This is a genomic window from Micromonospora sp. NPDC048947 (assembly GCF_040649495.1).
In the GTDB taxonomy this organism is placed as follows: domain Bacteria; phylum Actinomycetota; class Actinomycetes; order Mycobacteriales; family Micromonosporaceae; genus Micromonospora; species Micromonospora alfalfae.
Genome location: NZ_JBEZFO010000003.1, coordinates 43,700 through 66,471 on the forward strand (window position 1 = coordinate 43,700; position 22,772 = coordinate 66,471).

General features: G+C 69.8%; 19 protein-coding genes. 10 read left to right on the forward strand and 9 right to left on the reverse strand.

Going from position 1 to position 22,772, the window contains the following annotated elements; translation table 11 throughout:
* The first annotated feature begins 55 nt into the window (after window positions 1-55).
* Entirely contained in the window at window positions 56-3,064 is a 3,009-nt protein-coding gene (locus tag AB0B98_RS05700; protein ID WP_357361167.1) for a fibronectin type III domain-containing protein, read from the forward strand.
* Between the two features lie 92 nt (window positions 3,065-3,156).
* Here AB0B98_RS05700 and AB0B98_RS05705 read toward each other — a convergent pair whose 3' ends face one another.
* The 4 genes from AB0B98_RS05705 to AB0B98_RS05720 all read right to left on the reverse strand — a co-directional run bounded on the left by AB0B98_RS05705 (window position 3,157) and on the right by AB0B98_RS05720 (window position 7,417).
* Window positions 3,157-4,140 carry a hypothetical protein gene (locus tag AB0B98_RS05705; RefSeq protein WP_357361168.1) on the reverse strand — a complete coding sequence of 328 codons (984 nt, stop codon included), beginning with the start codon at window positions 4,138-4,140 and terminating at the stop codon, window positions 3,157-3,159.
* Window positions 4,141-4,156: 16 nt separating this feature from the next.
* On the reverse strand, window positions 4,157-4,702 hold the full coding sequence (locus tag AB0B98_RS05710) for a hypothetical protein (protein WP_357361169.1): 546 nt from the start codon (window positions 4,700-4,702) through the stop codon (window positions 4,157-4,159).
* 273 nt (window positions 4,703-4,975) lie between these two features.
* Window positions 4,976-5,998 (reverse strand): DUF4331 family protein, encoded by a 1,023-nt coding sequence (locus tag AB0B98_RS05715; RefSeq protein ID WP_357361170.1) that lies wholly within the window; start codon window positions 5,996-5,998, stop codon window positions 4,976-4,978.
* Between the two features lie 159 nt (window positions 5,999-6,157).
* The gene (locus AB0B98_RS05720) at window positions 6,158-7,417 is read right to left on the reverse strand and encodes a glycoside hydrolase family 16 protein (protein ID WP_238669261.1); all 1,260 of its coding nucleotides are present in this window, start codon (window positions 7,415-7,417) and stop codon (window positions 6,158-6,160) included.
* A gap of 380 nt (window positions 7,418-7,797) precedes the next feature.
* Between AB0B98_RS05720 and AB0B98_RS05725 the strand changes: the two genes are divergently transcribed.
* On the forward strand, window positions 7,798-8,196 hold the full coding sequence (locus tag AB0B98_RS05725) for a hypothetical protein (protein ID WP_238669262.1): 399 nt from the start codon (window positions 7,798-7,800) through the stop codon (window positions 8,194-8,196).
* An 18-nt stretch (window positions 8,197-8,214) separates the two neighbouring features.
* Here AB0B98_RS05725 and AB0B98_RS05730 read toward each other — a convergent pair whose 3' ends face one another.
* The 3 genes from AB0B98_RS05730 to AB0B98_RS05740 form a co-directional block, all read right to left on the reverse strand.
* Entirely contained in the window at window positions 8,215-9,681 is a 1,467-nt protein-coding gene (locus tag AB0B98_RS05730; protein ID WP_357361171.1) for an aminotransferase class V-fold PLP-dependent enzyme, read from the reverse strand.
* Window positions 9,671-11,353, reverse strand: a complete 1,683-nt coding sequence (locus AB0B98_RS05735; protein WP_357361172.1) for an ATP-binding cassette domain-containing protein — start codon at window positions 11,351-11,353, stop codon at window positions 9,671-9,673. The genes AB0B98_RS05730 and AB0B98_RS05735 overlap by 11 nt, the downstream gene beginning before the upstream one ends.
* 112 nt (window positions 11,354-11,465) lie before the next feature.
* Entirely contained in the window at window positions 11,466-12,086 is a 621-nt protein-coding gene (locus tag AB0B98_RS05740; protein ID WP_238669265.1) for a TetR/AcrR family transcriptional regulator, read from the reverse strand.
* A gap of 68 nt (window positions 12,087-12,154) precedes the next feature.
* On the opposite strand from AB0B98_RS05740, the gene AB0B98_RS05745 reads away from it, so the two are divergent.
* A complete protein-coding gene (locus tag AB0B98_RS05745; protein ID WP_357361173.1) occupies window positions 12,155-12,871 on the forward strand; it encodes an SDR family oxidoreductase in 717 nt (238 codons plus the stop codon).
* 30 nt (window positions 12,872-12,901) lie between these two features.
* Window positions 12,902-13,132 carry a 4-oxalocrotonate tautomerase family protein gene (locus AB0B98_RS05750; RefSeq protein ID WP_357361174.1) on the forward strand — a complete coding sequence of 77 codons (231 nt, stop codon included), beginning with the start codon at window positions 12,902-12,904 and terminating at the stop codon, window positions 13,130-13,132.
* 106 nt (window positions 13,133-13,238) lie between these two features.
* On the opposite strand, the gene AB0B98_RS05755 is transcribed toward AB0B98_RS05750, so the two are convergent.
* Together AB0B98_RS05755 and AB0B98_RS05760 are read right to left on the reverse strand one after the other, a co-directional pair.
* Window positions 13,239-14,072, reverse strand: a complete 834-nt coding sequence (locus AB0B98_RS05755) for an alpha/beta fold hydrolase (RefSeq protein WP_357361175.1) — start codon at window positions 14,070-14,072, stop codon at window positions 13,239-13,241.
* A complete protein-coding gene (locus AB0B98_RS05760) occupies window positions 14,069-14,653 on the reverse strand; it encodes a TetR/AcrR family transcriptional regulator (RefSeq protein WP_357361176.1) in 585 nt (194 codons plus the stop codon). The genes AB0B98_RS05755 and AB0B98_RS05760 overlap by 4 nt, the downstream gene beginning before the upstream one ends.
* 134 nt (window positions 14,654-14,787) lie before the next feature.
* On the opposite strand from AB0B98_RS05760, the gene AB0B98_RS05765 reads away from it, so the two are divergent.
* From AB0B98_RS05765 to AB0B98_RS05790, 6 genes are all read left to right on the forward strand, one after another.
* Window positions 14,788-15,963, forward strand: a complete 1,176-nt coding sequence (locus AB0B98_RS05765; RefSeq protein WP_357361177.1) for a glutathione-independent formaldehyde dehydrogenase — start codon at window positions 14,788-14,790, stop codon at window positions 15,961-15,963.
* Between the two features lie 546 nt (window positions 15,964-16,509).
* Entirely contained in the window at window positions 16,510-18,057 is a 1,548-nt protein-coding gene (gene mmsA, locus AB0B98_RS05770) for a multiple monosaccharide ABC transporter ATP-binding protein (RefSeq protein WP_357361178.1), read from the forward strand.
* Window positions 18,054-19,352 (forward strand): multiple monosaccharide ABC transporter permease, encoded by a 1,299-nt coding sequence (mmsB, locus tag AB0B98_RS05775; RefSeq protein ID WP_357361179.1) that lies wholly within the window; start codon window positions 18,054-18,056, stop codon window positions 19,350-19,352. The genes mmsA and mmsB overlap by 4 nt, the downstream gene beginning before the upstream one ends.
* Window positions 19,353-19,404: 52 nt before the next feature.
* On the forward strand, window positions 19,405-20,508 hold the full coding sequence (locus tag AB0B98_RS05780; RefSeq protein WP_357361180.1) for a sugar-binding protein: 1,104 nt from the start codon (window positions 19,405-19,407) through the stop codon (window positions 20,506-20,508).
* Window positions 20,509-20,620: 112 nt separating this feature from the next.
* The gene (locus tag AB0B98_RS05785; RefSeq protein ID WP_357361181.1) at window positions 20,621-21,883 is read left to right on the forward strand and encodes an ROK family transcriptional regulator; all 1,263 of its coding nucleotides are present in this window, start codon (window positions 20,621-20,623) and stop codon (window positions 21,881-21,883) included.
* 360 nt (window positions 21,884-22,243) lie between these two features.
* The coding region (locus AB0B98_RS05790; protein ID WP_357361182.1) for an ATP-binding cassette domain-containing protein at window positions 22,244-22,772 on the forward strand (529 nt) is incomplete at its 3' end.

Below are 22,772 nucleotides of genomic sequence, written 5' to 3' on the forward strand. Positions count from 1 at the left end.
GCGTTTTGGGGGGATATAGTCCGTATCGGGACTGGAGTGAACGCTGGGAGTAGGCATGTCGTTTCGGGGCCGGAGTCGGCCGATCAGCAGCGCAGCGCTGGTGGCGGCCGTGATCGCAGGGGTTTTCGCGGTCGCGCCGCTCCCCGCGTGGGCGGCCGGGTCCGTGCTGTTCGACCAGCCGTTTCACAACAACACCCCGGACGGCGTCGGCCCGGTGACAGTGCCCGGCGTGCCACTCGCGACCGCGACCAACGTCGCCTGCCTGAGCGCCGCCGGCAACTCGACCATCGGCCCGCTACTGAGCTGCCCGACGGCGACCGATCCGCAGGGCTCGGGCAAGCTGCGCCTCACCCCGGCCGTCGCGAACCGGCAGGGCGGCGTGTTCGGTGCGGTGAGCGTGCCCACCTCCCAGGGGTTGCACGTCACCTTCAACACCTATCAGTACGGCGGCAGCAGCCCCGGAGCGGACGGCCTGGCGTTCGCGCTGGCCGCTGTCGACCCCGCCAACCCGCGGTCCCCGGGGGTGATCGGCCAGTCGGGCGGCTCGCTGGGCTACTCGGCGGCGTTCAACGGCGGCTCGGTGGGTCTGTCCAACGGCTACCTGGGCATCGGGCTGGACGTCTTCGGCAACTTCAGCAACAGCCTCTACCAGGGCACCGGCTGCACGAATCCGCCCTACATCTCGACCACCAACACGCGGGTCCCCGGCCAGGTGGTGATCCGGGGGCCGGGCCGTAACGGGGTCGGCTACTGCGCGATCAACAGCACCGCCACCAACACGTCCTCGGCCGCGCTGCCGTTACGGGCCAGCACCCGGGCCGCCTCGGTGGTGCCGGTCGAGGTGGTCGCCAACACCACCGCGTCGCCGTTCACCACCGACACCGGCATCACCGTGCCGGCCGGGGAGTACCGGGTCAGGTTCACCCCGGTCGGCGGGTCGGCGCGGACCCTGGCCGGCAGCCTCCCGGTCGTGTCGCCGAGCCTGTACCCGTCACCGACCTGGCTCAACGCCAGCGGCTACCCCCGGCAACTCGCCTTCGGCTGGGTGGGCTCCACCGGTTCGGTCACCGACTTCCACGAGATCGACAACGTGCGGGCGGTCAGCTTCAACCCGGTGCCGGACCTGAACGTGTCGCAGACCAGCGCGGTCGGGGCCGCACCGCAGCCCGGTGATCCGGTCACCTACTCGATCACCGCCGGGGTCGATGCCGGGACCGCCGAGACATCGCCGATCTCGGTCACCCAGACCGTGCCCACGGGTGTCGTGCCGCGTGGCGCGTTCGGCTCCGGCTGGGTCTGCGCCGCACCATCCGGACAGAGCGTCACCTGCACCAACAGCAACGGCCCGTTCGCCGGCGGAACCTCCCTGCCGCCGATCACGGTCGTGGCGACCGTCACCGGCACCGGAGTGACGCCGGCACTGATCCAGACCGCGACGGTGGCGACGTCGTCGTCGGTCGACGCGAACCCGGGCTACTCCTCCGTCGCCACAGCGGTTGCGCCGGCCACCGCACCGAGCGGCGTGACCGTCACCCCCGCGCAGAGCACGATCTCCGGGGGCATCGCGGTCACCGTCGGCGGCAGCAACCTCACCGGCGCGACAGCGATCACCATCGGTACGGCCGCCGAGCAGCAGGCCGGCACCTCGGTGGTGCTGTTGCCGTGCAGCTCCGGCCCGGCCGCCGGCTGCTTCACAGTGAACCCCGACGGCACCCTCGGCATCTCCAGCATGCCGGCCCGGTCCAGCCCGGCGACGGTCACGGTCAGCGTGGCCACCCGAGGCTCCACCGGATCGGCGACCTACGTCTACGCGGCCGCGCCGAACAGCCCGGCCACACCCACCGCGACCGCGGGCGTCAGCAGCGCCACGGTGAGCTGGATTGCGCCGGAGAGCAACGGCAGCCCGATCACCAGCTACCTGATCACCCCGATCCGGGACGGCGTCACCCAGCCGACCCTCACCTTCGACGCCTCCACCACCAGCCGCACCCTGACCGGGCTGACCGTCGGCGCGTCCTACACCTTCCGCGTGGCGGCGGTGAACGCGTACGGCACCGGTGCGGCCAGCCCACCCTCGGCGGCGGTGGTCCCGTACACACTGCCCGGAGCGCCGACGAACACATCGGCCACCGCGGGCACCAACGCCGCCACGGTGAGCTGGACCGCCCCGGCCAACGGAAGTTCACCGATCACCGGATACACAGTGACGCCCTACCTCGGCGGGGTGGCGCAAAGCCCGCAGACCTTCGCCGGGACCGCGACGACCCAGGTCGTCACCGGGTTGACGGCCGGTGCCGCCTACACCTTCCGGGTGGCCGCGACGAACGCCGCCGGGACCGGCCCACAGTCGGTTCCCTCCGCGTCGGTGACGGTCAACCCGCCGCCGACGCTGACCTTCCCACCGCCGCCACCCGGCAAGGCGTACGACCCGTACCAGTACCAGCTCACGGTGGCCGGCGGCACCGGCCCGTTCGCCTGGTCGGTCAGCGCCGGGAGCCTGCCCGCCGGGCTGACCCTCGACCCGGTCACCGGCCTGCTCTCCGGCACGCCCACCGTGTCCGGCACGTTCCCGTTCACCGTCCGGGTGACCGACTCGTTCGACCAGTCCGCGACCCGACCGGTCGACCTGGTCATCGCCCCGCTCGGTGGGCTCTCCATCAGCGTCCCGGCGATCTCGGCGCTCGGCACCGTCGCCTCGGGCACGACAGGCGTCTCGGGCCAACTCGGCCCGGTGACCGTCACCGACGACCGCGGGCCGTTCTCCGGCAACTGGGTCACCGTCGTCTCGAGCACGAGCTTCACCACGGGCTCCGGATCGGGCGGCGAGACCATCCCCAACAGCAACATCACGTACGCCTCCGGGGCCGCCCTTGCCAGCACCGGGGTCGGATCCTTCGTCCCGCAGCCCGGGGCGGTGCTGAACACCCCGCGTACGGCCGCCGGCTGGTCCGGACAGACCGGAGGCCCGAACACCGTCACCTGGAACCCCACCCTGTTGGTGAGCCTCCCGTCCGAGCTGGTGGTCGGCGACTACGTGGCGGTCGTGACGCACTCCGTCATCTAGCTCAGCCGGTTGTTCGTTCCCGGCCCACACCCCAGACGTCGCTGCCCGGCCGCTCCCTTCGGAACGGCCGGGCAGTCTCTGGTCAGGGAACGTCAGGCCAGCTGGGTCCGGTGCCGGCGGACGAGATACCAACCACCGAGGGCGACCAGCACCAGCAGGGCGATCCCGCCGACCGTGTAGACAAGCCAACTCGGCCCGCTGGAGGCCGAGACCGTCATCGGCGCCGCGACGGGCAGGACGATCTTCCCGGTCGCGGTGCGTTCCACTGTGCCGCTGGCGAGCTTCGCGTGCACGTCCCAGGTCCCGGCGGGCAGGGCCTGACTGACCTCGATCCGCACCTGACCGCTCTGGCCGGGCAGGATCGTCACGCCGTTTGTCACAGTGAACGGGCCGGCCCGGACCGCCGCCTTGGTCAGTGACAGGGTGCCGGTCATGTCCAGTGCGCGTTCGCCGGTGTTGGTGACCCTCGCGGTGACCACGGGGAACTCGCCGGTGCCGGGCTCCGCGGCCAACCCCTCGATGCGGAAGTCAGTTGGCGGCTCGCCACCCGGACCGACGTCGAGGTAGACCCGGATGCCCACGCGGTGGATCTGGGTGACGTTGCCGGTGCGTTCCTTCGCGCTGGTGACCTGCGCCCAGATCGCGCCGTACCGCTCGCCCTTCGATGCCTTCTCCGGCACGGCGAGCTCGACCTCGACCGGGCGTCGCTCGCCCGGGTCCAGCTCCATCGTGGCGGTTCTCAGCCGGATCCACCCGCTCAGCTCGTTGCCCGTGCGGCCCTCGGGCACTGTGAAGGCGTTGTTCTCGACCGACGCCGCGCCGGCATAGAACTCGATCTTCTGCGTCTCGGCGGAGGTGTTCCGCACCTCGACCCGGCGATTGATCGTCGTCCCGGGCTTCAGGTGATCCACGATGTAGACCTGGGCCCGGGGGTCCTGCACCCGACTGGCCGGGATGTCCAGCATCCGGATGCTGATGGCGGCTTCCTCGGCCGGATCCTGTCGCTGCTCCCGCACGGCAACGGCTGGCGCCGCCGAGACCCCGAGCGCCACGAGGGCGACCGAGGCCAGCAGCACCAGCCGGCCGAGCGGCTCAGAACACCGAATGTGTCACCGTCCCCGTGTAGACACCCTGGACGGTGCCGACGGGCACGTTCACCACCAGGGTGGGGTTCCAGGTGGCGAAGTTGTTGCCGGTGCCGCCGGTGTGGGCCATCGCCGTGCGGGGCACGTTGATGATCACCTGGTCACCGGAGGTGGGCTGACCCGGCGTGAAGGTGCCGCCGCCGGCGGTCGCCGTCGCGGGACCGGACCAGTACAGGACGTTGATGTTCGGGATCGTCTCCCCGGAGGAGCCACCGCCGGTGGTGAAGTCGGTGGAGATGACGTTGGCTGTCCAGTTGGGGGTGAGCGCCCCGCGCTGGTCCAGCACGGTGACCGGGCCAAGTTGGCCGGAGACGGTCGTGCCCTCCACGCCGTTCCCGATGTTGGCGGTCGCCGGCACCGTGATCGACAGACCACCGGCGGCGTCGACGGTGAGGGTCACGACCGTGTCGCCCGTCGTGTCCGCGGCGGCTGGTCCGGCGAGCGCGACGACGGCGGCGACACCGGCCAAGCCTGCGAGAATCTTTCTACGCATCGAGTCTCCTTTGTCCCAAACAACCCTTAGCAAGCAGTTCAGAGACTAACTACGCAAAACGCCCACAGGGGCCTGAATGACGCGAGCATCACCCGGTGGTCGGCAGGTGTTCGTTCTCGATCCTCGGTGTGGTGGCGTCGCGGGAGCGGGAAGGCCCCTTCCCGGAATCGAGCGTTGTCTCGGATGGTCCGGGACCGCGCTGGTGGCCGTCGCGGAGGGCGCGCACGACAAGGGCTCGGCGCCCTGCCGGCCGCCGAGCCCCGCGAGCGGATTTCAGGCCGCGACCACGTACGGGAACGTGGCGGAACGGGCGGCCTTGGTGACGTCCGAGGTGAGGCCGGAGGTGGTGCCGGTGTTGAGAATCAGGGAGAACATCACCTCGGGCACGTTGTCGGCCAGGGTGCGTCCGTTGCGGACGGCGAAGCCGAAGTTCGCGGCCGTGCCGACCTTGTACGACAGCAGGTCGGGGTAGAGCTGCCGGGCGACGCTCCAGCCGTACGCCTGCGGATCCGGTGCGGTGCCGTTGGCCTTGACCACGCCGGCGACCGCGTTCGCGATCTCCTCCCCGCCCTCGGTGAGGTCGTTGCCGGGGTGCCGGAAGTTGGCGGGGTCGGAGAAGTCGGTGTCGTGGGGCCAGAAGATCGGCCACATCATGGGGTGGCCGGCGCGGTTGATCTGGCGCCATCCGCCCGCGTCGGTGGCCAGCATGGTGCGACACCACACGCCGATCTCGGTGCCGTCGCGCAGCAGCGGCTCGTCGTGCGAGACCTCGAGGACGATCGACTCGACTGTGGTGCCGGCGAAGCTGTTCCTGGCCTGATCGGCCCGCCATGCCGAGCGGTCCACCCGCGAACCGTTCTTGACCGCGCCGTTGATGGTGGCGAGTTCGTCGAGGTCGATGAAGAAGGGGTCGGTGATCCGGCCGGCCCAGATCCGGACGTTGCCGCCGGTCGTCACCTCGCCGGTTCGCCCCTCGGCGATGGGGGTGCCCATCACGGCGTCGTCGCGGGCGTCCGCCCCGGTGAGCTCGTACAACTGGAGGGCCTGCCGGGCGTCGCCGTCCGGCTCGCCGAAGGCGAACCGGTAGGTCAGGTCCTCCGCCTCGGCGCCGTTGATGTGAATCTTGATCTCGTAACGTGCCTCGGCGTGGAAGCCGCGCTTGATGTCAGCCTTGGTCACCGAGCTGTTGACGTCCATGACGAACACGGTGGCGCGGTCACCGTTGAAGACGAACAGGTCGTCGATGTAGAGCTGACCGCCCTGGGCGGCCAGGGGCGTATCGAGGTGGTGCGACATTGGCTCACTCCCGGAACTGCCGGATTATGGACTAATCCGAACATAGTGGGCATGAACCTGGCCTCCCCGCTCATCGAGTCAATCCGGTCCGCTGGGCCCGCGTACGGCGGTGGGCCGCCCGAGTTCTCCTCGGGCGGCCCACGCTTTCGTGCCTGATGGTCAGATGCGAGACCACTTCTGGTTGGCGGCGCCGAGGCAGTCCCACAGGTGCAGCTTGCCGCCGTTGTTGGGGTTGGCCTCCCGTACGTCCACGCACTTGTTGGCGTTGAGGTTGACCAGGTCGCCGGCGGCGTTGAGGGTGAAGCGTTGGGCCGTGTTGCCGTTGCAACTGACCAGGTTGACCTCGGTGCCGTTGGCGGTGCCGGCCCAGGCCGGGTCCATGCACTTGCCCATCGCGCGGATGGTCCCGTCGGAGGCGAAGGTCCAGCTCTGGGCCGCCGTGGTGTTGCAGTCCCAGATCTGGAGCTTGGCGCCCTCGACCGGGTTGGCGCCGGGGATGTCGATGCAGCGACCGCTCTGCGCACCCCGGATCCGGTTGGTGCCGGGAGTCGGGTCGCCCCCGCCGCCCGAGGTGTAGCTGGACACCCGCACGTAGTCGACGAGCATCTGCTGCGGGAACTGGGTCGAGCCGTCCGGGTAGCCGGGCCAGTTACCACCGACCGCCACGTTGAGGATCATGAAGAAGGGGTGGTCGAACACCCAGCGGTTGCCGCCGAGCCGGGCGGGATCGACCCGGTGGTACTGCACCCCGTCGACGTACCAGGTGATGACGTTCGGCTCCCAGTCCACCCGGTAGGTGTGGAAGGTGTCGGCGAGCGGCGCACCGAGGGTGCGGCTGCCCGTGATGCCGCCGCCACCGGAGTAGCCAGGCCCGTGCACGGTGCCGTAGACGGTGTTGGGCTCCCGGCCGATGTTCTCCATGACGTCGATCTCGCCAGCGTCGGGCCACCCGCCGCCGGTGCCGAGCATCCAGAAGGCCGGCCAGATGCCCTGACCACGCGGGATCTTGATGCGGGCCTCGAACCGCCCGTACGTCTGGGTGAAGGTGGCCGCCGTCAGCAACCGCGCCGACGTGTACTCGCAGCGCCCGTAGTGGCACTGGTAGTTGGCGGGATTGTCCCGGCGGGCGGTGATGACCAGGTTGCCCTGGCCGTCGTGGACGGCGTTGCTGGTGCTGTTGGTGTAGTACTGCCGCTCGTTGTTGCCCCAGCCGCCGCCGCCGATGTCGAACCGCCACTTGTTCTGGTCGACGGGCGTGCCGGCGGGGGAGTTGAACTCGTCCTGCCAACTGATGGGGCCGATGGCGGCCTCGGCCCGGTCGGGGTACGCCGGGACGACGAGCGCCGTCGCGGTCGCGACGAGGGCGACAGCCAGGAGTGCGAGGGGACGGAAGCGGAGGCTGGGCCGGGCTGTGAACACGGGAGGCTCCTCAGCTTGGGGTCAGTGGAGGTGGTCTACCAGGATAGAGAGCGCTCTCTAAAGCGAAGCATGTCGATATGGTGTCTTTCTGTCAAGAGTGTTTCCAATATCACGACCGTCCGTTACCGCCCGATGCTGACCAGTGAGCGGCGACGCGCCGGGGCCGGTCGACGCCGGTGGCATCGCTCGATGTCTCCGAGTTGGACGACGCCGACCCATCGAAGGAAGTTCGGCGCCGCCGAGGGTAACTCGATAGCGGTCGAATCGACCCGTCCTATTGCCGTGGGGCGTCCACGCGGGACAGGATGACGAGGCGTGCCGGAAACTTTCCCGTAACCTGCGCGCTGCTGGTCTCTGTCACAAGGAAGTGGGAGTCAGTCATGAGCGAGGCGTCGACGGCGCTGGGTGTGCGCCTCTACCCGGATCTGGTCGAGCGGGGTGGCCTGGCCCCCGCGCTTGTTGAAACTGCTGCCCGCCACGGGCTCGACATCGGCCGGGTGACCGCGCCGGAGCAGGGGCGGGCCCGGTTCACCTGCGCCGAGCTGCACTCCGACGAGGGCGTGGTCTGCGTCGGGCTGGGATCGCAGGCCCGATACTTCATGATTGACCTGCGCGTCTCGGGAGAGGTTCTCGCCCGCGGCGACGTCATGGATCTGGTGCAGGTCGCCCAGGTGGCCGCGGCCTGGCGGGCCGGCCTGACGTTCGCCGAGCTGACCACCCGGTTCCCGTTCATGGAGGAGATCAAGCACCGCCCGGCGCCGGTGGCCCAGGTCAGCTAGTCGGCGGGCTCGGGCAGGTCAGCAGCGCAGCCGAGGTGGCAGTGGTGACTCCGTACCGGCACTCCGGTTGAGGTAGGTCGACTGGACGAAGTCGACGAGGCGCTCCGCGTCGGCCGCAACCGAGGCCAGTCCGAACGAGACGCGAACCGCCCCACCCGTCGGTAGGCCCAGCACGGCGAGGTACTTGTCGATCGTGTCGACCCCCGCCAACAGCCGCTGCCGCATCGACGTCCGGCTCATCCCGAACGCGCCCTCAGCTGCGCCCGGGTTGCAGAAACAGCCGGTACGCAGGGCGATTCCGACCGCTGCCGCCTCCCGTGCCACGAGCCGTTCGTCGACCAGCGTGCCATCCGGGTGGCGGAGGTTGAAGGTCACTGTGCCACCGCGCCCCGCACCCGTCGTCGGCCCGTACACCTGGACCAGCGGCCCGCCGGTGTCGTGCCGCATTGTGGCCAGCCGCTCCAGCAGCCACCCGGTGAGCAGGCCGACCCGGGCGTGGACGAGGTCCACGCCGATCGAGTCGAGCCAGCGCAACCCGAACTCCACGTCCGGGATGCTCAGAAAGTTGAGCGTGCCGTCCTCGAACGCCGACTCGTCGTCCATCGGCCGGTGCCAGTCGCCCTGCACGCTCACCGCGCGGATCGTGCCGCCGGCGAACCACGGCCGGCGCAAACGGGCCAGCGCCGAACGGCGCGCCAGCAGCGCGCCGACCCCGGTGGGGTAGCCGAAGAGCTTGTACCAGCTCAGGCAGACGAAATCCGGCCTGACGACGCTGAGGTCCAGCCGGTTCGTCGGCGCGAAGGCGGCAGCGTCGAGCAGCACGTCGTAGCCGCGCTGGTGGGCCAGCTCCACCCAACCCAGCGGGTGCTGTACCCCGGAGAAGTTGCTCTGCGCCGGGTAGGCGAACAGCCCGCGCCGACCGGGCCGACCCCACCGACGGGCCAGGCCGCCACTGCCTGCGTCGAGCGCCGCGACCAGGTCCGACTCGGCGACCCGCAGCTCCCGCCCGGTCAGCGGCAGGTAGCGCACTGACGCGCGAGCCGACCGGGCGTACTCGCGAATGCCGTTCACCGAGTTGTGGTTGTCCCAGGTGAGCACCAGCGGCGCGGCCCGGCCGAAGTCGTACGCCTCGCCGACCAGCCGGCAGGCCCCGCTGGCGTTCGGTGTGAAGATGACCGCGTACTCGGCCGGGTCGGCGCGGAAGAAGTCGAGCACCGCGCGTCGCGCCGACTCCACCAGCGAGCCCGCCGCCACACTCGTGGGGTTCTCCGAGTGGGGGTTGCTGTAGAGGCCGGCGAGCAACCGGTCGTGGTGGGCGCGAACCTGCGCCTGGGCAGCCACCCCGGCCCCGGCGTAGTCGAGGTACACCTGCCCGTCGGTGTCCAGGTGTGGGTACTCGGTGGCGCGCAGCTCGTCGATCCGGCCGGTGGCGGCGTATCCCGGCAGCCCGGTGGGGGAGGCGTGCGACGTCGGGTCAGGACGCACGACGGGGATCCCGTCGGAGCAGGACCGCCCAGGCCGCGCCAAGGAAGAGCAGCACGAAACCGCCGAGCACCAGCCAGTCGATCCACACCGGCCGGGAGAAGCTGTCGCCGTACGTGGCCAGCAGCGGCGGGCCGAGCGGGGAACCACCGTCGCGCCAGAGCCGCTCCACTCCGGCGGTGTGCCCCAAGCCCTCGAACGCCCACCGGTTGGACATCGCGTAGCTGAGCCACTGACCGCCGACCGCCATGGCCGGCACCGGCAGGATCGCGCCGACGAACAGCACCTGTGGGAAGCAGAGCATCGGCAGCATGAGCGTCGCCTGGGCCGCGTCGGACACGGCCGCCGAGCAGAGCAGACCGAGGGCGAGCGCCGCCGCCGAGGAGAGCAGCAGCGTCGCGTACAGGGCGGCGAAGTCGGCGCCGCCGACCGGCGGCAGCCGGTCCATGCCGCGCAGCACCCCGAGCAGCGCCAGGTCCACCACTGCCAGCAGCGGCAGCAGCACCGCGACCTTCGCCAGCAGGTACGGGACCAGCCGGACACCGGCCAGCCGCTCCCGGCGCAGGATCGGCAGCTCGGTGCAGATCTGGAGGAGCCCGTAGGTCAGCCCGAAGAAGAAGCCGCCGAACGCGATCCAGAACAGGATCATCACGGTCACCGTCGGGCTGAGTCTGGTCGGCTCGAACGCCCCCGGGCGGAACAGCAGCGCGAACATGCCGAGCACCATCAGCGGCGAGCCGAGCAGGATCGCCAGGGTCAGCCGGTTGCGGACGACGATCTCCGCGTTGCGCGCGCTGAGGACCGCCCACTGGCGCAGCCGGCCGACGCGCCGCGGCGGCCTCTCGGCGACGTCACAGTCGGTGCTACGGGGCAGCGGCTCGGCCGGGCGCTGCTCGGCGAAGCGATCGGGCCACTCGGCGGGTTGCGTCGCTTCGTCGAGCCGGAGGTGCACCTCGACCAGGGACCGCAGGCCGAAGAACTCCCGGGCGGCGGCCGGCGCGCCGGTGAACGCCAGCCGGCCCTGACGGGTCAGCACGACGACCCTGTCGCAATGGTCCACGTCGGTGACCTGGTGGGTGGTCAGCACGACTGTGGCACCCGTGTCGGCGAGCGCGCGGAGCGCCCGGAGCAGCTCCACGGCGATCGCCGGGTCCAATCCGGAGGTGGGCTCGTCCAGGAAGAACACGCCGGGCCGGGTGAGCAGCTCGACGGCGATGCTGGCGCGCTTGCGTTCACCGCCGCTGAGCAGGCCGACCGGCGTGCCGGCCCGATCGGTGAGCCGCAGCTCGGCGAGCACCTCCGCGACCCGGTCACTGATCTCGGCCGGCCCGGTGGTGGAGGGCAGGCGCAGTTGGGCGGCGTACCGCAGGGTGCGGGCCAGGGGCAGCTCGCTGTGGATGATGTCGTCCTGCGGAACGACACCGATGGTGCCGGCCGTGGTGGTGCCGTCGTACGTGACGGTGCCGGCCACCGGTCGCTGTACCCCGGAGAGGATCTCCAGCAGGGTGGTCTTGCCGGCGCCGCTGGCGCCGATGATCGCGACCAGTTCGCCCGGCGCGATGCTCACTGAGATGTCGGTCAGGATCTGGCGACCGCTCCGGACGCTCTGGCCCAGCCCTTGAGCGGCGATGCCGACCCCGGCACGCGGGGGAGACGTGGTCTGCTCGGTCGTCATGTCGAGTGCTCGATCCGGTCGGGGATTGGTCCGCCTGAAAATCGTGCCTCGTCGATGCTACTGAGCGGCCGCGCGGTGTGCCCGGAGTGGACGGTCAGCGACCGTCGTCCGTTCAGCCGGTGGTGGTCCGCGCCCGCGCGGGCACCTGGAGGAGATCGAGGCAGTTGCGCCACAGCGTCTCCAGCTGGGTCGGGTCGTTGAGCAACTTCGCGAGCAGGACCCGCCCCTCGATCTGCGCGACGATCGATCGGGCGGCCTCCCGGCTGTCGACCGCCGGGCCGGCCAGGCCGCGCTCCTTCGCCTCGACGACCACCTGCTCGATGAGGCTGATCTGCTCCTCGAAGATCTCCTGGAGCCGGCCGCGGATCTCCTCGGCCTGGTTGCTGAGTTCGAGGGCGAGGTTGCCGAACAGGCAGCCCGCGACCACGCCGGCCTTCTGCTGGCCGACGCGCTGGACCTCCTCGGTGGCCTCGAACAGGTCCCGGAGCCGCTGTAGCGGGTCGCGCTCGCTGCCGAGCAACTGCTCCCACTGGCGTCGCTGGGTGACCCAGTGCTCGTCGATGACGGTACGGGCGAGAGCCTGCTTGGACTCGAAGAAGTAGTAGAAGCTGCCCTTCGGCACGCCTGCCGCCGCGCAGATCTCGGCCACGCCGAGCGCCGTGTAGCCGCGCTGCTCGATCAGCGTGGCGGCCGCGTCGAGGATCTTGTTCTTCGCGTCACTGGTTCGACCCACGCCTCGACGATACACGACCGGTCGGCTAGTTTTTAGTAGACCAGTCGTCTAGTGAAGGTGATTCCCTCATGAACAGCAGTCAGAACCAGAAGGTCGTTGTGATCACCGGCGCCTCCCAGGGCATCGGCGCCGACCTCGTGGCCGCCTACCGCAAGCTCGGGTACGGCGTCGTGGCGACCTCGCGCTCGATCGGCGCGTCCGACGACCCGGAGATCGTCACGGTCCGGGGCGACATCGCCGAGGCCGACACGGCCGAGCGGGTGGTGCGTGCCGCTCTGGACCGTTTCGGGCGGATCGACACCCTGGTGAACAACGCCGGCGTCTTCGTCGCCAAGCCGTTCACCGACTACACCGACGAGGACTTCGACCAGGTCACCGGGATCAACCTCGCCGGCTTCTTCCACCTCACCCGGCGCGTCATGCCGCACCTGCTGGCCAGCGACGCCGGTCACATCGTCAGCATCACGACCAGCTTCGTCGACCAGCCCAACTCGAACGTCCCGTCGGTGCTCGCGTCGCTGACCAAGGGCGGTCTCAGCTCGGCCACCAAGTCGCTGGCCATCGAGTACGCGGCGCGCGGTGTACGGGTCAACGCCGTCGCGCCCGGAGTCATCAAGACCCCGATGCACCCGGTCGAGACGCACCAGACGCTCGCGGGTCTGCACCCGGTCGGCAGGATGGGCGAGACCAGCGACGTCGTCGACGCCGTCCTCTACCTCGAGTCCGCTCCGTTCGTCACCGGCGAGATCCTGCACGTCGACGGCGGGCAGAACGCCGGTCACTGACTCCACCCCACACCGAGAAGGGAGTAGCCGATGCCGATCGTGACCATCCAGATCACTCGCGAGGGCAGCACCGCGGGGACGTCCGCGGCGACCGCCGAGGAGAAGGCCGCCCTCATCAAGGGCGTGAGCGAGCTGCTGCGCGACGTCCTGAACAAACCGTTGACGTCGACCTTTGTGGTGATCGACGAGGTCGAGACCGAGAACTGGGGTCGCGGCGGCCTCCCGGTCGAGCAGTTCCGGCAGCGGCAGGTGCCCGAGTAGACGCGCTGCCCCGGCGTCGGCCCGCTTCAACGCGCCGGCAGCGGGACGGCTCCATGGCGGCGGCCGGTGTGCCACCGGCCGCCGCCGGGCGTTCGGGTGGGTTGGGTCAGACCGGCGGGGCCTCGGCGAAGAACTGCCGCAACGCGTCGGCGACCATTGTGGGTGCCGTCATCGTCACGAAGTGCGACTGACCCGGCCAGACGACGTAGCTTGCCGTCGGAATCGCCTTCGCGAGGGCGTTCATCGTGGTGGGCATCGGCTCCCAGGTGTCCGCGCCGGCCAGCAGGAGAGTCGGCACGGCGATCGAGGACCACCGGCTGATGTCGGTGCTGTCCTGCGCGAGCGCCTCCAGATCATGCAGCCAGCCGATCGCCGAGCGGCGCGCCTCGACCGGGTCGGGCACCCGATCGCCCGCTCCGGCGGCCATCGCTGCGACGATCTCGGCCGGAACCCGCGTCACGTCGTTCAGGGCCGCTGCCATCGCGGCGGCATCGTCGCGCTCGAAGGCGGCACGGTACCGGTCGAGCAGCGGCGCGACCTGCGCCCCGGCCGCGTAGAGCGGCGGCTCGAAGATGGCCAGGGAGCGTACATCGCGCGGATTAGCCACTGCGGTGTGCAACGCCAGTGTCGCTCCGTAGGACGCGCCGACGAGATGGACCGGCTGGCCCGAGGATCGCCGGGCGGCCTCGATGACGGCGAGCAGATCGGCGGTCTCGGCCCGGAAGGACTTGGTGCCGGCCGGGACATCGCTGGGACCGTATCCGCGCCGGGCCGGCAGCCATAGCTCGTGCTCCTGAGCCAGGTGCTCCGCGACGGTGGCCCAGGAGTGCAGCCCGCCACCCGAGCCGTGCACCAGGACGACGGGGTCTCCGACGCCCAGTCGTCGTACCACAAGGTGGGTCCCGTCGGCCGACTCGACCGTCTGATCGTGGCTGTTCACCGCTGCTCCTGTTTCTGGGTTGGCCAGTTGCTCAAGGTCGTGTGCACCGCGTCGAGGATCGACTGCCACGACGCGTCGACAGCGCGGGGATGCCCGAAACCGTCGACCGTCTCAAGGCTTGCGAAGCCGTGGAAGGTGCTTCGGACGAATCGCATCGCGTCGGTCAGGGCCGGCTCGTCGAGCCCGTACCCGCGCAGCATCGCGTAGCTCAGCTCGATCATCCGTAGGTGCCCGGCCGACCCTGTGCCGACCTCGGGCGGCAGCTGAAGCTGGGTGGCCGCGTACTGCCCCGGATGGGCGACGGCGAACGCGCGCCAGGCGTCGGCGAACCCGATCAGGGCCTGGCGGCCGGCCCGCCCCGCCACCGCTATCGCGAGCGCGTCGGCGAACGTGGCCGCGGCCCGGACCGCGACGTGCTCGATCAACGCGTCGCGACTGCGGACGTGTACGTACAGGGCGGCGTCCGAGACCCCGAAGTGCCGGGCGACGGCCGCGACGGTCAACCGGGACAGGCCCACCGAATCCGCCAGCTCGGCCGCGGCGGCCGAGACCCGCGAGCTGGTCAACCCCTGCCGTGGCATATCCAACCTTTGCTTCACTAGGAAGAAACTTAGGGGTCCTAAGATAGCACCGCCACCGGCTGCTGGGTCGGGCAGGCATGAACGGCCCAGTCGGGGGAAGACCGGCCGTTCCACAGCCGAACAGGAGAGCCGGGATGAGAGCCGTCGTCTACGCGGACGTCCGGACGGTCGCGGTCCGGGAGGTGCCCGACGCGACACTGGAGGCGGAGACCGACGCGCTCGTGCGGATCACCTCCACCGCCCTGTGTGGCACCGACCTGCACATGTACGACGGACGGACCAGCGCCGAGCCCGGCCTGGTGCTCGGTCACGAACCGCTCGGCGTGGTGCAGGAGGTGGGCATCGCGGTGCAGACCGTCCGACCGGGAACCCGGGTGGTGATCCCCACGCACCTGTTCTGCGGTACGTGTGTGATGTGTGCCCGCGGGCTCTCCGCGGCCTGCCTGCGGGCCCGGGCCGAGGGGCCGGGCGCGGCGTACGGGTACGCGGGGATGGGTCCGTACCGGGGCGCGCAGGCCGACCTGCTGCGGGTGCCGTGGGCCGACGCCAACTGCGTACCCCTGCCCGGCGAGCCGGGGGACGGGTACGAGGACGACTTCGTGCTGCTCGCCGACGCGTTCGTCACCGGGTGGCACGCCGCCACCCTCGCCGAGGTCGGGCCCGGTGACACGGTGGCCGTGTTCGGCGCAGGCACCGTCGGTCTGCTCGGCGCCCACGCGGCGCTGCTCCGAGGGGCCCGGGTCGTGTACTCCGTCGACGGGGTCGACGCCCGACTCGACAAGGCCGGCGAGATCGGCGCCGTGCCGATCGACTTCCGTCGGGGCGACCCGGTCGAGCAGATCCGCGCCGACCGGGCCCGGACCGGGCTGCCGCTCGGCGAGGAGAAGCTGGGCGGGGTCGACAAGGTCATCGACGCGGTCGGGTTCCAGGCCCGCGACCGGGAGCACCCCGACCGGGAGCGTCCGAACCAGGTCATCACCGACGCGGCCCGGCTGGTCAACGCCGCTGGCGCGATCGCGGTCGCCGGTGTGTACCCGGACCAGGATCCACGCCCCGCGCCCGGCGCGGACGGTCACGAGGATGTGGTCGCGCCGTGGGGAGCGCTGTTCAGCAAGGGGGTGGCCGTCCGGTTCGGTCGTACCCACGACCGCCGCTACACGGTCCTGCTGCGGGACCTCGTCGTCGCGGGCCGGGCCCGGCCCAGCATGATCGTCACCCACCACGGCACCCTCGCCGACGCCCCGGAGTTGTATCGCCACTTCGACCGCCGGGAACACGGCGTGATCAAGGCGGTGCTGCACCCGAGCTGACCGGTCGACGCCCCCCGGCCCGCCGGTCGCGTTGTGCCGTCACGAACTGCGCTTAAGGGACGTCAGGGCATTGACCCGTCGTCCGGTGCACGTCGCTCCAGGGTGGTGGCCGTCGATGCGTACGGCCGGTAGAGGCGTGGGTCACATCAGCGGCCAGAGGTTCCTGGTGCGCCCCGCGTGCGGCGTTGGGCTAACGCCCGATTCCCATCATTCGATGGCACGACATGTGCGCTGCGTTACCGGATGCACCGCCCCTGAGGCATCTTTCCTGGTGGGAAAGCCGCGGGAACGGCCGAGGTCGATTGGCGCGTTGTCGCAGGTGGGGGTGGGTGCTTCGGTCAGGCCCGGGGTACCGGGAGGGGCTGTCGTTGCCGCTGTGGCGGACGAACACTGTGCGACATCTATATTACCGGATTGTTACTTTTTCAACAGTCCCTCGCCTTGCGGATGGCCCTCCGGCCGCAATACGTTGCCGTCAACAACAAAACCAAGTGAAGGTTCAACCTTCCGGAGGCAACCGATGACGTTGGCGAGGTGGTACGAGCTATGAGCGACGTGCCCATCCTCCTTGAGATGCGCTCCATCACCAAGGAGTTTCCCGGAGTCAAGGCCCTCTCCGACGTCAACCTGGTGGTTCGCGCCGGCGAGATCCATGCCATCTGCGGCGAGAACGGCGCGGGCAAGTCCACCCTGATGAAGGTGCTCAGCGGGGTGTACCCCCACGGCACCTACGACGGCAAGATCATCTACCAGGGGTCGGAGAGCAAGTTCTCCGACATTCGGGCCAGTGAGAACGCCGGCATCGTGATCATCCACCAGGAGCTCGCGCTCATTCCAGGGATGTCGATCGCCGAGAACATCTTCCTCGGCAACGAACCGCGCAAGCGGGGCGCGATCGACTGGAAGGCCGCGAACCGGATGGCGCTGGACCTGATGGCCCGGGTCGGTCTGGAAGAGGACCCGGACACCCTGATCAAGGACATCGGGGTCGGCAAGCAGCAGCTCGTCGAGATCGCCAAGGCGTTCGCCAAGGACGTGAAGCTGCTCATCCTCGACGAGCCCACCGCGGCGCTCAACGAGGCGGACTCCAAGCACCTGCTGGACCTGCTGCGCGGGTTCCGCTCCCGTGGCATCACCTCGATCATGATCTCGCACAAGCTGAACGAGATCGAGGCGATCGCCGACCAGATCACCATCCTGCGCGACGGCCGGACAGTGGAGACCCTCGACGTCAAGGCGGACGGGGTCGACGAGGACCGGATCGTGCGGGGCATGGTCGGCCGCGAGCTGAGCAGCCGGTTCCCGGACCACACGCCGAAGATCGGTGAGGTCTTCTTCGAGGTCCGCGACTGGAACGTCCGGCACCCGATCTCCGCCGAGCGGCAGGTCTGCAAGAACGAGAGCTTCGTGGTGCGCCGCGGCGAGATCGTCGGCTTCGCCGGTCTCATGGGCGCGGGCCGCACGGAACTCGCGATGAGTGTCTTCGGCCGCTCCTACGGGGTGTTCGAGTCGGGCACGATCATCAAGGACGGCAAGGAGATCGTCCTGAAGTCGGTGGCGGATGCCATCGACAACGGCCTCGCCTACGTCAGCGAGGACCGCAAGGCGATCGGCCTCAACCTGCTCGACGACATCAAGACGTCGACAGTGGCGGCCAAGCTGTCCAAGATCTCGCACCACGGCGTCCTGAACGAGGTCGAGGAGTACCAGGCGGCTGAGTCGTACCGCAAGGAGTTGCGGACCAAGGCTCCGACGGTCGACGAGAGCGTCTCCAAGCTCTCCGGCGGCAACCAGCAGAAGGTCGTCCTGGCCAAGTGGATGTTCACCGACCCGGACCTGCTGATCCTCGACGAGCCGACGCGCGGCATCGACGTGGGTGCCAAGTACGAGATCTACGGCATCATCCAGCGGCTCGCCGACGAGGGGAAGGGCGTCATCGTCATCTCCTCGGAGCTGCCTGAGCTGATCGGACTGTGCGACCGCATCTACACAGTGTTCGAAGGCGCCATCACGGGCGAGATCGCCCGGGCGGACGCCACCCCGGAAACCCTCATGAAGCAGATGACCTCGACGAAGAAGATGGCCACACGATGAGCCGATTGAAGGACCTTCAGAAGAACCTGTTCGGAGGCACCACCTCCAACGCTCGCCAGTTCGGAATGATCTTCACCCTGGTGGCGATCGTCGTTCTGTTCCAGATCCTGACCGATGGCCTCACCCTCCGGTCGGACAACCTGATCGCGCTGTTCCAGCAGAACTCGTACATTCTGATTCTGGCCATCGGCATGCTCATGGTGATCGTGGCCGGGCACATCGACCTCTCGGTCGGCTCGGTCGCCGCCTTCGCCGGCATCCTGGTCGCCAAGTCGATGACCGAGTGGGACCTTCCCTGGCCCGCTGCCATCGTGTTCGGCCTCGCCATCGGCGCGGTGATCGGCGCCTGGCAGGGATTCTGGGTGGCCTACATCGGGGTGCCGGCGTTCATCGTCACCCTGGCGGGCATGCTGCTCTTCCGAGGCGGCAACCAGTTCATCGGTAACGCGAGCACCGTCCCGGTGCCGGAGGGCTTCCGGGAGATCGGCTCAGGCTTCCTGCCCGAGTTCGGTCCGAACACCGGCTACAACAACGCCACGCTGCTGCTCGGCCTGGCCGCGGCGTTGGCTGTGGTGTGGCGCGAGATCCAGTCCCGCAAGACCCGACGGGCCATGGACGCCGACCCGGCGCCCATGTGGATCTCCATCCTGCGGATGGCCATCATGGTCGGCGTGATCGCCTTCGCGGCGCTGCGCTTCGCCAGCGGTCGCGTCGGCACCAGCTTCCCGATCTCCGGCATCATCCTGCTGGTCCTGGTCATCGCCTACTCCTTCTACACCCGCAACACGGCCGGTGGCCGGCACATCTACGCGGTGGGCGGCAACTCCCGGGCGGCCGAGCTGTCCGGTGTGAAGCTCAAGCGGGTCAACTTCTTCGTCATGATGAACATGTCCGTCCTGGCAGCGCTGGCCGGCATGATCTTCGTGGCCCGCTCGGCGGCCTCCGGGCCGCAGGACGGCAACGGCTGGGAACTGGACGCCATCGCCGCCGTCTTCATCGGTGGCGCGGCCGTCGCCGGCGGTATCGGCACCATCAGCGGCTCCATCGTCGGTGGTCTCGTCATGGCCGTGCTCAACAACGGCCTGCAGCTGATGGGCGTCGGCACCGACCGCGTCCAGATCATCAAGGGTCTGGTCCTGTTGCTGGCCGTCGCGATCGACGTCTACAACAAGAGCCAGGGGCGCTTCTCCATCATCGGGAGCCTGATGCGGCCCTTCCGCCGCGAGGATTCCGCCCCACCCGCCTCACCGCCGGACGCGGAGCGCGAGCCCGCCAAGGCAGCGGTGTCCGGCTGACGGCCACCGACCTCACTACCCGCCTCACCATCTAGAAAGGCAAGTCCTCACCATGCGTAAATTCTTCGGCACGTCGGTGGTGGCCATCAGCGCCGCCGCCATGCTGGCCCTCGCCGGCTGCGGCTCCGGCCGCGACGGCGACTCCGACACCAAGGGCGGCGACGCCAAGGGCTTCGCGGCGAACTCGCTGATCGGTGTCGCTCTGCCGGCCAAGACCTCGGAGAACTGGGTCCTCGCCGGTGACCTGTTCAGCAACGGCCTCAAGGAGGCCGGCTTCCAGGGTGACGTGCAGTACGCCGGCGCGTCGACCACTGTGGCCGACCAGCAGGCTCAGATCACTGCCATGGTCACCAAGGGCGCCAAGGTCATCGTCATCGGCGCGACCGACGCCGCGCAGCTGTCGACCCAGGTCGCGGCGGCCCACACGGCCGGCGTGAAGGTCATCGCCTACGACCGGCTCATCACGAACACCCCGGACCTCGACTACTACGTCGCCTTCGACAACTTCAAGGTCGGCCAGCTCCAGGGCCAGGCCCTGCTGGACGGCATGAAGGCCAAGAAGCCGAACGGCCCGTACAACATCGAGCTGTTCTCCGGCTCGCCGGACGACAACAACGCCGGTGTCTTCTTCAACGGCGCGATGGACGTGCTCAAGCCGGAGATCGACAAGGGCAACGTGGTCGTCGCCTCGGGTCAGAAGGACGTCAAGCAGACCGCCATCCAGGGCTGGAAGGCCGAGGGTGCGCAGGCCCGCATGGACCAGCTGCTGACCTCGACCTACGGCAACAAGGAGCTGGACGGCGTCCTCTCCCCGAACGACACGCTGGCCCGCGCCATCCTGACCTCGGTCAAGGGTGCTGGCAAGCCGACCCCGATCGTCACCGGTCAGGACTCCGAGGTTGAGTCGGTCAAGTCGATCGTCAAGGGCGAGCAGTACATGACGATCAACAAGGACACCCGCAACCTGGTGAAGGAGACCATCAACATGGTCAAGGCTCTCCAGGCCGGCGACAAGCCGCAGGTGAACGACACCAAGTCCTACAACAACGGCAGCAAGGTCGTCGACACGTACCTGCTCCCGCCGGTCGCCGTCACCAAGGCGAACGCGGCTGAGGCGTACGCCAACGACCCGAAGCTCGCGCCGCTCACCAAGTAATCACCGCACGGTAGGTAGTAACGCCGATGGGTCCCGGGTCTCCTCTACCGGGACCCATCGTCGTCCCTGCACCCCCGCACCAACCGGCCTCGACCCGGAAGGAGGTCTGACCGTGGCGACACCAGTACGGGCCAGGCCAGCCGGCGTCGGCCGCAACGCCGAATCCCCGCTGCCGTCGGTCCCCGGCGCCAGCCAGGAGGAGATCCGGCGGCAGAACCTCGGCGCTGTGCTGCGCTACGTCCACCTGCACGGACCGACGTCCCGCGCCGAGCTGACCAGCCGGCTCGGCCTCAACCGAAGCACCATCGGCGCCCTCGCAGCCGACCTGGTCACCAGCGGCCTGGTCACCGAGGAGGCGCCGACCACCGCTCGCCGCGCCGGCCGTCCCTCGCTGGTGGTCAGCCCCCGCTCCGACCGGGTCTACGCACACGCGTTGAGCATCGACGCTGATCGGCTGCGTGCCGCCCGGGTCGGCCTCGGCGGGCAGATCCTCGATCTGCGGGAGATCCCCCGACCCAGCGGCATGTCGGCGCTCGAAGCCGTCGGGCCCCTCGCCGGCCTGGTCCGCGACATGGAACGCGCGGTGGCCGGCGACGCGCTGCTGGTCGGCGGCGCCGCCGCGGTCACCGACACCACCCGTGACCCGGACGGCAGGCTCCGGATCGCCAGCATCGACGAGACGCTCGGCGCCGCGCTGGAGGCGGAGTTCAGCTCCGGCCCCGGCTTCGTGGCAGGGGACCTGGCCGACATCGCCGGCCTGGCCGAGCACGTCCGGGGCGTCGCGGTCGGCATCGACGACCTCATCTACCTGCACGGAGACCTGGGCATCAGCGCCGGCATCATCGTCGGTGGCCGACTGGTGATCGGCCACCGGGGTCACAGCGGCAAGGTCGGCCACATGGTCGTCAACCCCAATGGCCTGCCCTGCGGCTGCGGTTCACGCGGCTGCTGGGAAACCGAGATCTCGGAAGCCGCGCTGTTGCGGCACGCCGGCCGTGACCCGAGCGACCGCGCGGCGGTAGCCGAGGTGCTGCGCGCCGCGGCGGCCGGCGATCCGACCGCCCGCGCGGCCGTCGAGCAGGTGGCGGACTGGCTCGGCTTCGGCGTGGCGAACCTGGTCAACGTGGTCAACCCGGACGCCGTGGTGTTCGGTGGCTCGCTGCGCGACATCTTCACCGCCGGTGCGGACGTGGTCCGGGACCGACTCGACACCATGCCGCTGCCCGCCTCCCGCGAGCACCTGCGGTTGCGCGCGGCGGCGCTCGGCCGCGACGCCGTCCTGATCGGCGCCGCCGAGTTGGCGTTCGACAAACTCCTGGCCGACCCGTTGAACGTCGGCGTCGCGGGCCAGGTCGGGACCGCCGAACCCGCGTAGTCGCGCGACTTCCCGCTCGGTGCCGGCCCGGCTCCGGAACGGGTGGCGTGTGACCCCATCCACCCTGTCGACCCCGGCGACCCCGACGCGGCGGCCACACGACGTGATCGACTCGGGTTCACGGAAAACGGGGTGTCCCGCTGCCAGGGACACCCCGACTTCATCAAAAGCGAGTGGATCACGCCCGTTTGCGCCGTTCGGCCGCCCCGAACCTGCCCGAGGCGGGACGGCGCCAGGCAACAAGGCCGCTACATCCACAGTCGACAGCGACGGTTATCGCCGGCCCTTCATGCGGCTGTCCGTACGCGCTATCGTACGTCGTACGGTAATGCGGACGACGGTTTCGGGAGAGGGAGCGCTGTGACGACAAGAGCCGACGCGATAGTGGCGCAGGGGCTGCGCAAGCGGTATCGGGACCGGTACGCGCTGGACGGGTTCGACCTGCGGGTGCCGCAGGGAACGGTGTGCGGCCTGCTCGGCCCGAACGGGGCCGGCAAGACCACCTCGGTACGGATCCTCTCCACCCTGCTCCGACTCGACGAGGGTCGCGCCGAGGTGGCCGGCTTCGACGTGACCCGCCAGCCCGACCAGGTGCGCTACCGCATCGGGCTGGTGGGGCAGCATCCCGCCCTCGACGAGGCGCTGAGCGGCCGGCAGAATCTGGTGCTCTTCGGCCGGCTGTTCCACCTGGGTCGCCGCCGGGCCCGTCAACGGGCGGTCGAGCTGCTGGAACGCTTCGGTCTCGCCGACGCCGCCGAACAGCCGGTCAGCACGTACTCCGGTGGTATGCGCCGACGGCTCGACCTGGCGGCCGGCATGATCCTGGCTCCCGCGGTCCTCTTCCTCGACGAGCCCACCACCGGGCTGGACCCGCGTGGCCGCAACGAGG

What these genes read in the sequence shown, in the direction of transcription:
- AB0B98_RS05700 (WP_357361167.1), top strand. Translation starts at nt 56, where the DNA reads ATGTCGTTTCGGGGCCGGAGTCGGCCGATCAGCAGCGCAGCGCTGGTG.
- AB0B98_RS05710 (WP_357361169.1), bottom strand. Translation starts at nt 4,702, where the DNA reads ATGCGTAGAAAGATTCTCGCAGGCTTGGCCGGTGTCGCCGCCGTCGTC.
- AB0B98_RS05715 (WP_357361170.1), bottom strand. Translation starts at nt 5,998, where the DNA reads ATGTCGCACCACCTCGATACGCCCCTGGCCGCCCAGGGCGGTCAGCTC.
- AB0B98_RS05725 (WP_238669262.1), top strand. Translation starts at nt 7,798, where the DNA reads ATGAGCGAGGCGTCGACGGCGCTGGGTGTGCGCCTCTACCCGGATCTG.
- AB0B98_RS05735 (WP_357361172.1), bottom strand. Translation starts at nt 11,353, where the DNA reads ATGACGACCGAGCAGACCACGTCTCCCCCGCGTGCCGGGGTCGGCATC.
- AB0B98_RS05745 (WP_357361173.1), top strand. Translation starts at nt 12,155, where the DNA reads ATGAACAGCAGTCAGAACCAGAAGGTCGTTGTGATCACCGGCGCCTCC.
- AB0B98_RS05750 (WP_357361174.1), top strand. Translation starts at nt 12,902, where the DNA reads ATGCCGATCGTGACCATCCAGATCACTCGCGAGGGCAGCACCGCGGGG.
- AB0B98_RS05760 (WP_357361176.1), bottom strand. Translation starts at nt 14,653, where the DNA reads ATGCCACGGCAGGGGTTGACCAGCTCGCGGGTCTCGGCCGCCGCGGCC.
- AB0B98_RS05765 (WP_357361177.1), top strand. Translation starts at nt 14,788, where the DNA reads ATGAGAGCCGTCGTCTACGCGGACGTCCGGACGGTCGCGGTCCGGGAG.
- mmsA (WP_357361178.1), top strand. Translation starts at nt 16,510, where the DNA reads ATGAGCGACGTGCCCATCCTCCTTGAGATGCGCTCCATCACCAAGGAG.
- mmsB (WP_357361179.1), top strand. Translation starts at nt 18,054, where the DNA reads ATGAGCCGATTGAAGGACCTTCAGAAGAACCTGTTCGGAGGCACCACC.
- AB0B98_RS05780 (WP_357361180.1), top strand. Translation starts at nt 19,405, where the DNA reads ATGCGTAAATTCTTCGGCACGTCGGTGGTGGCCATCAGCGCCGCCGCC.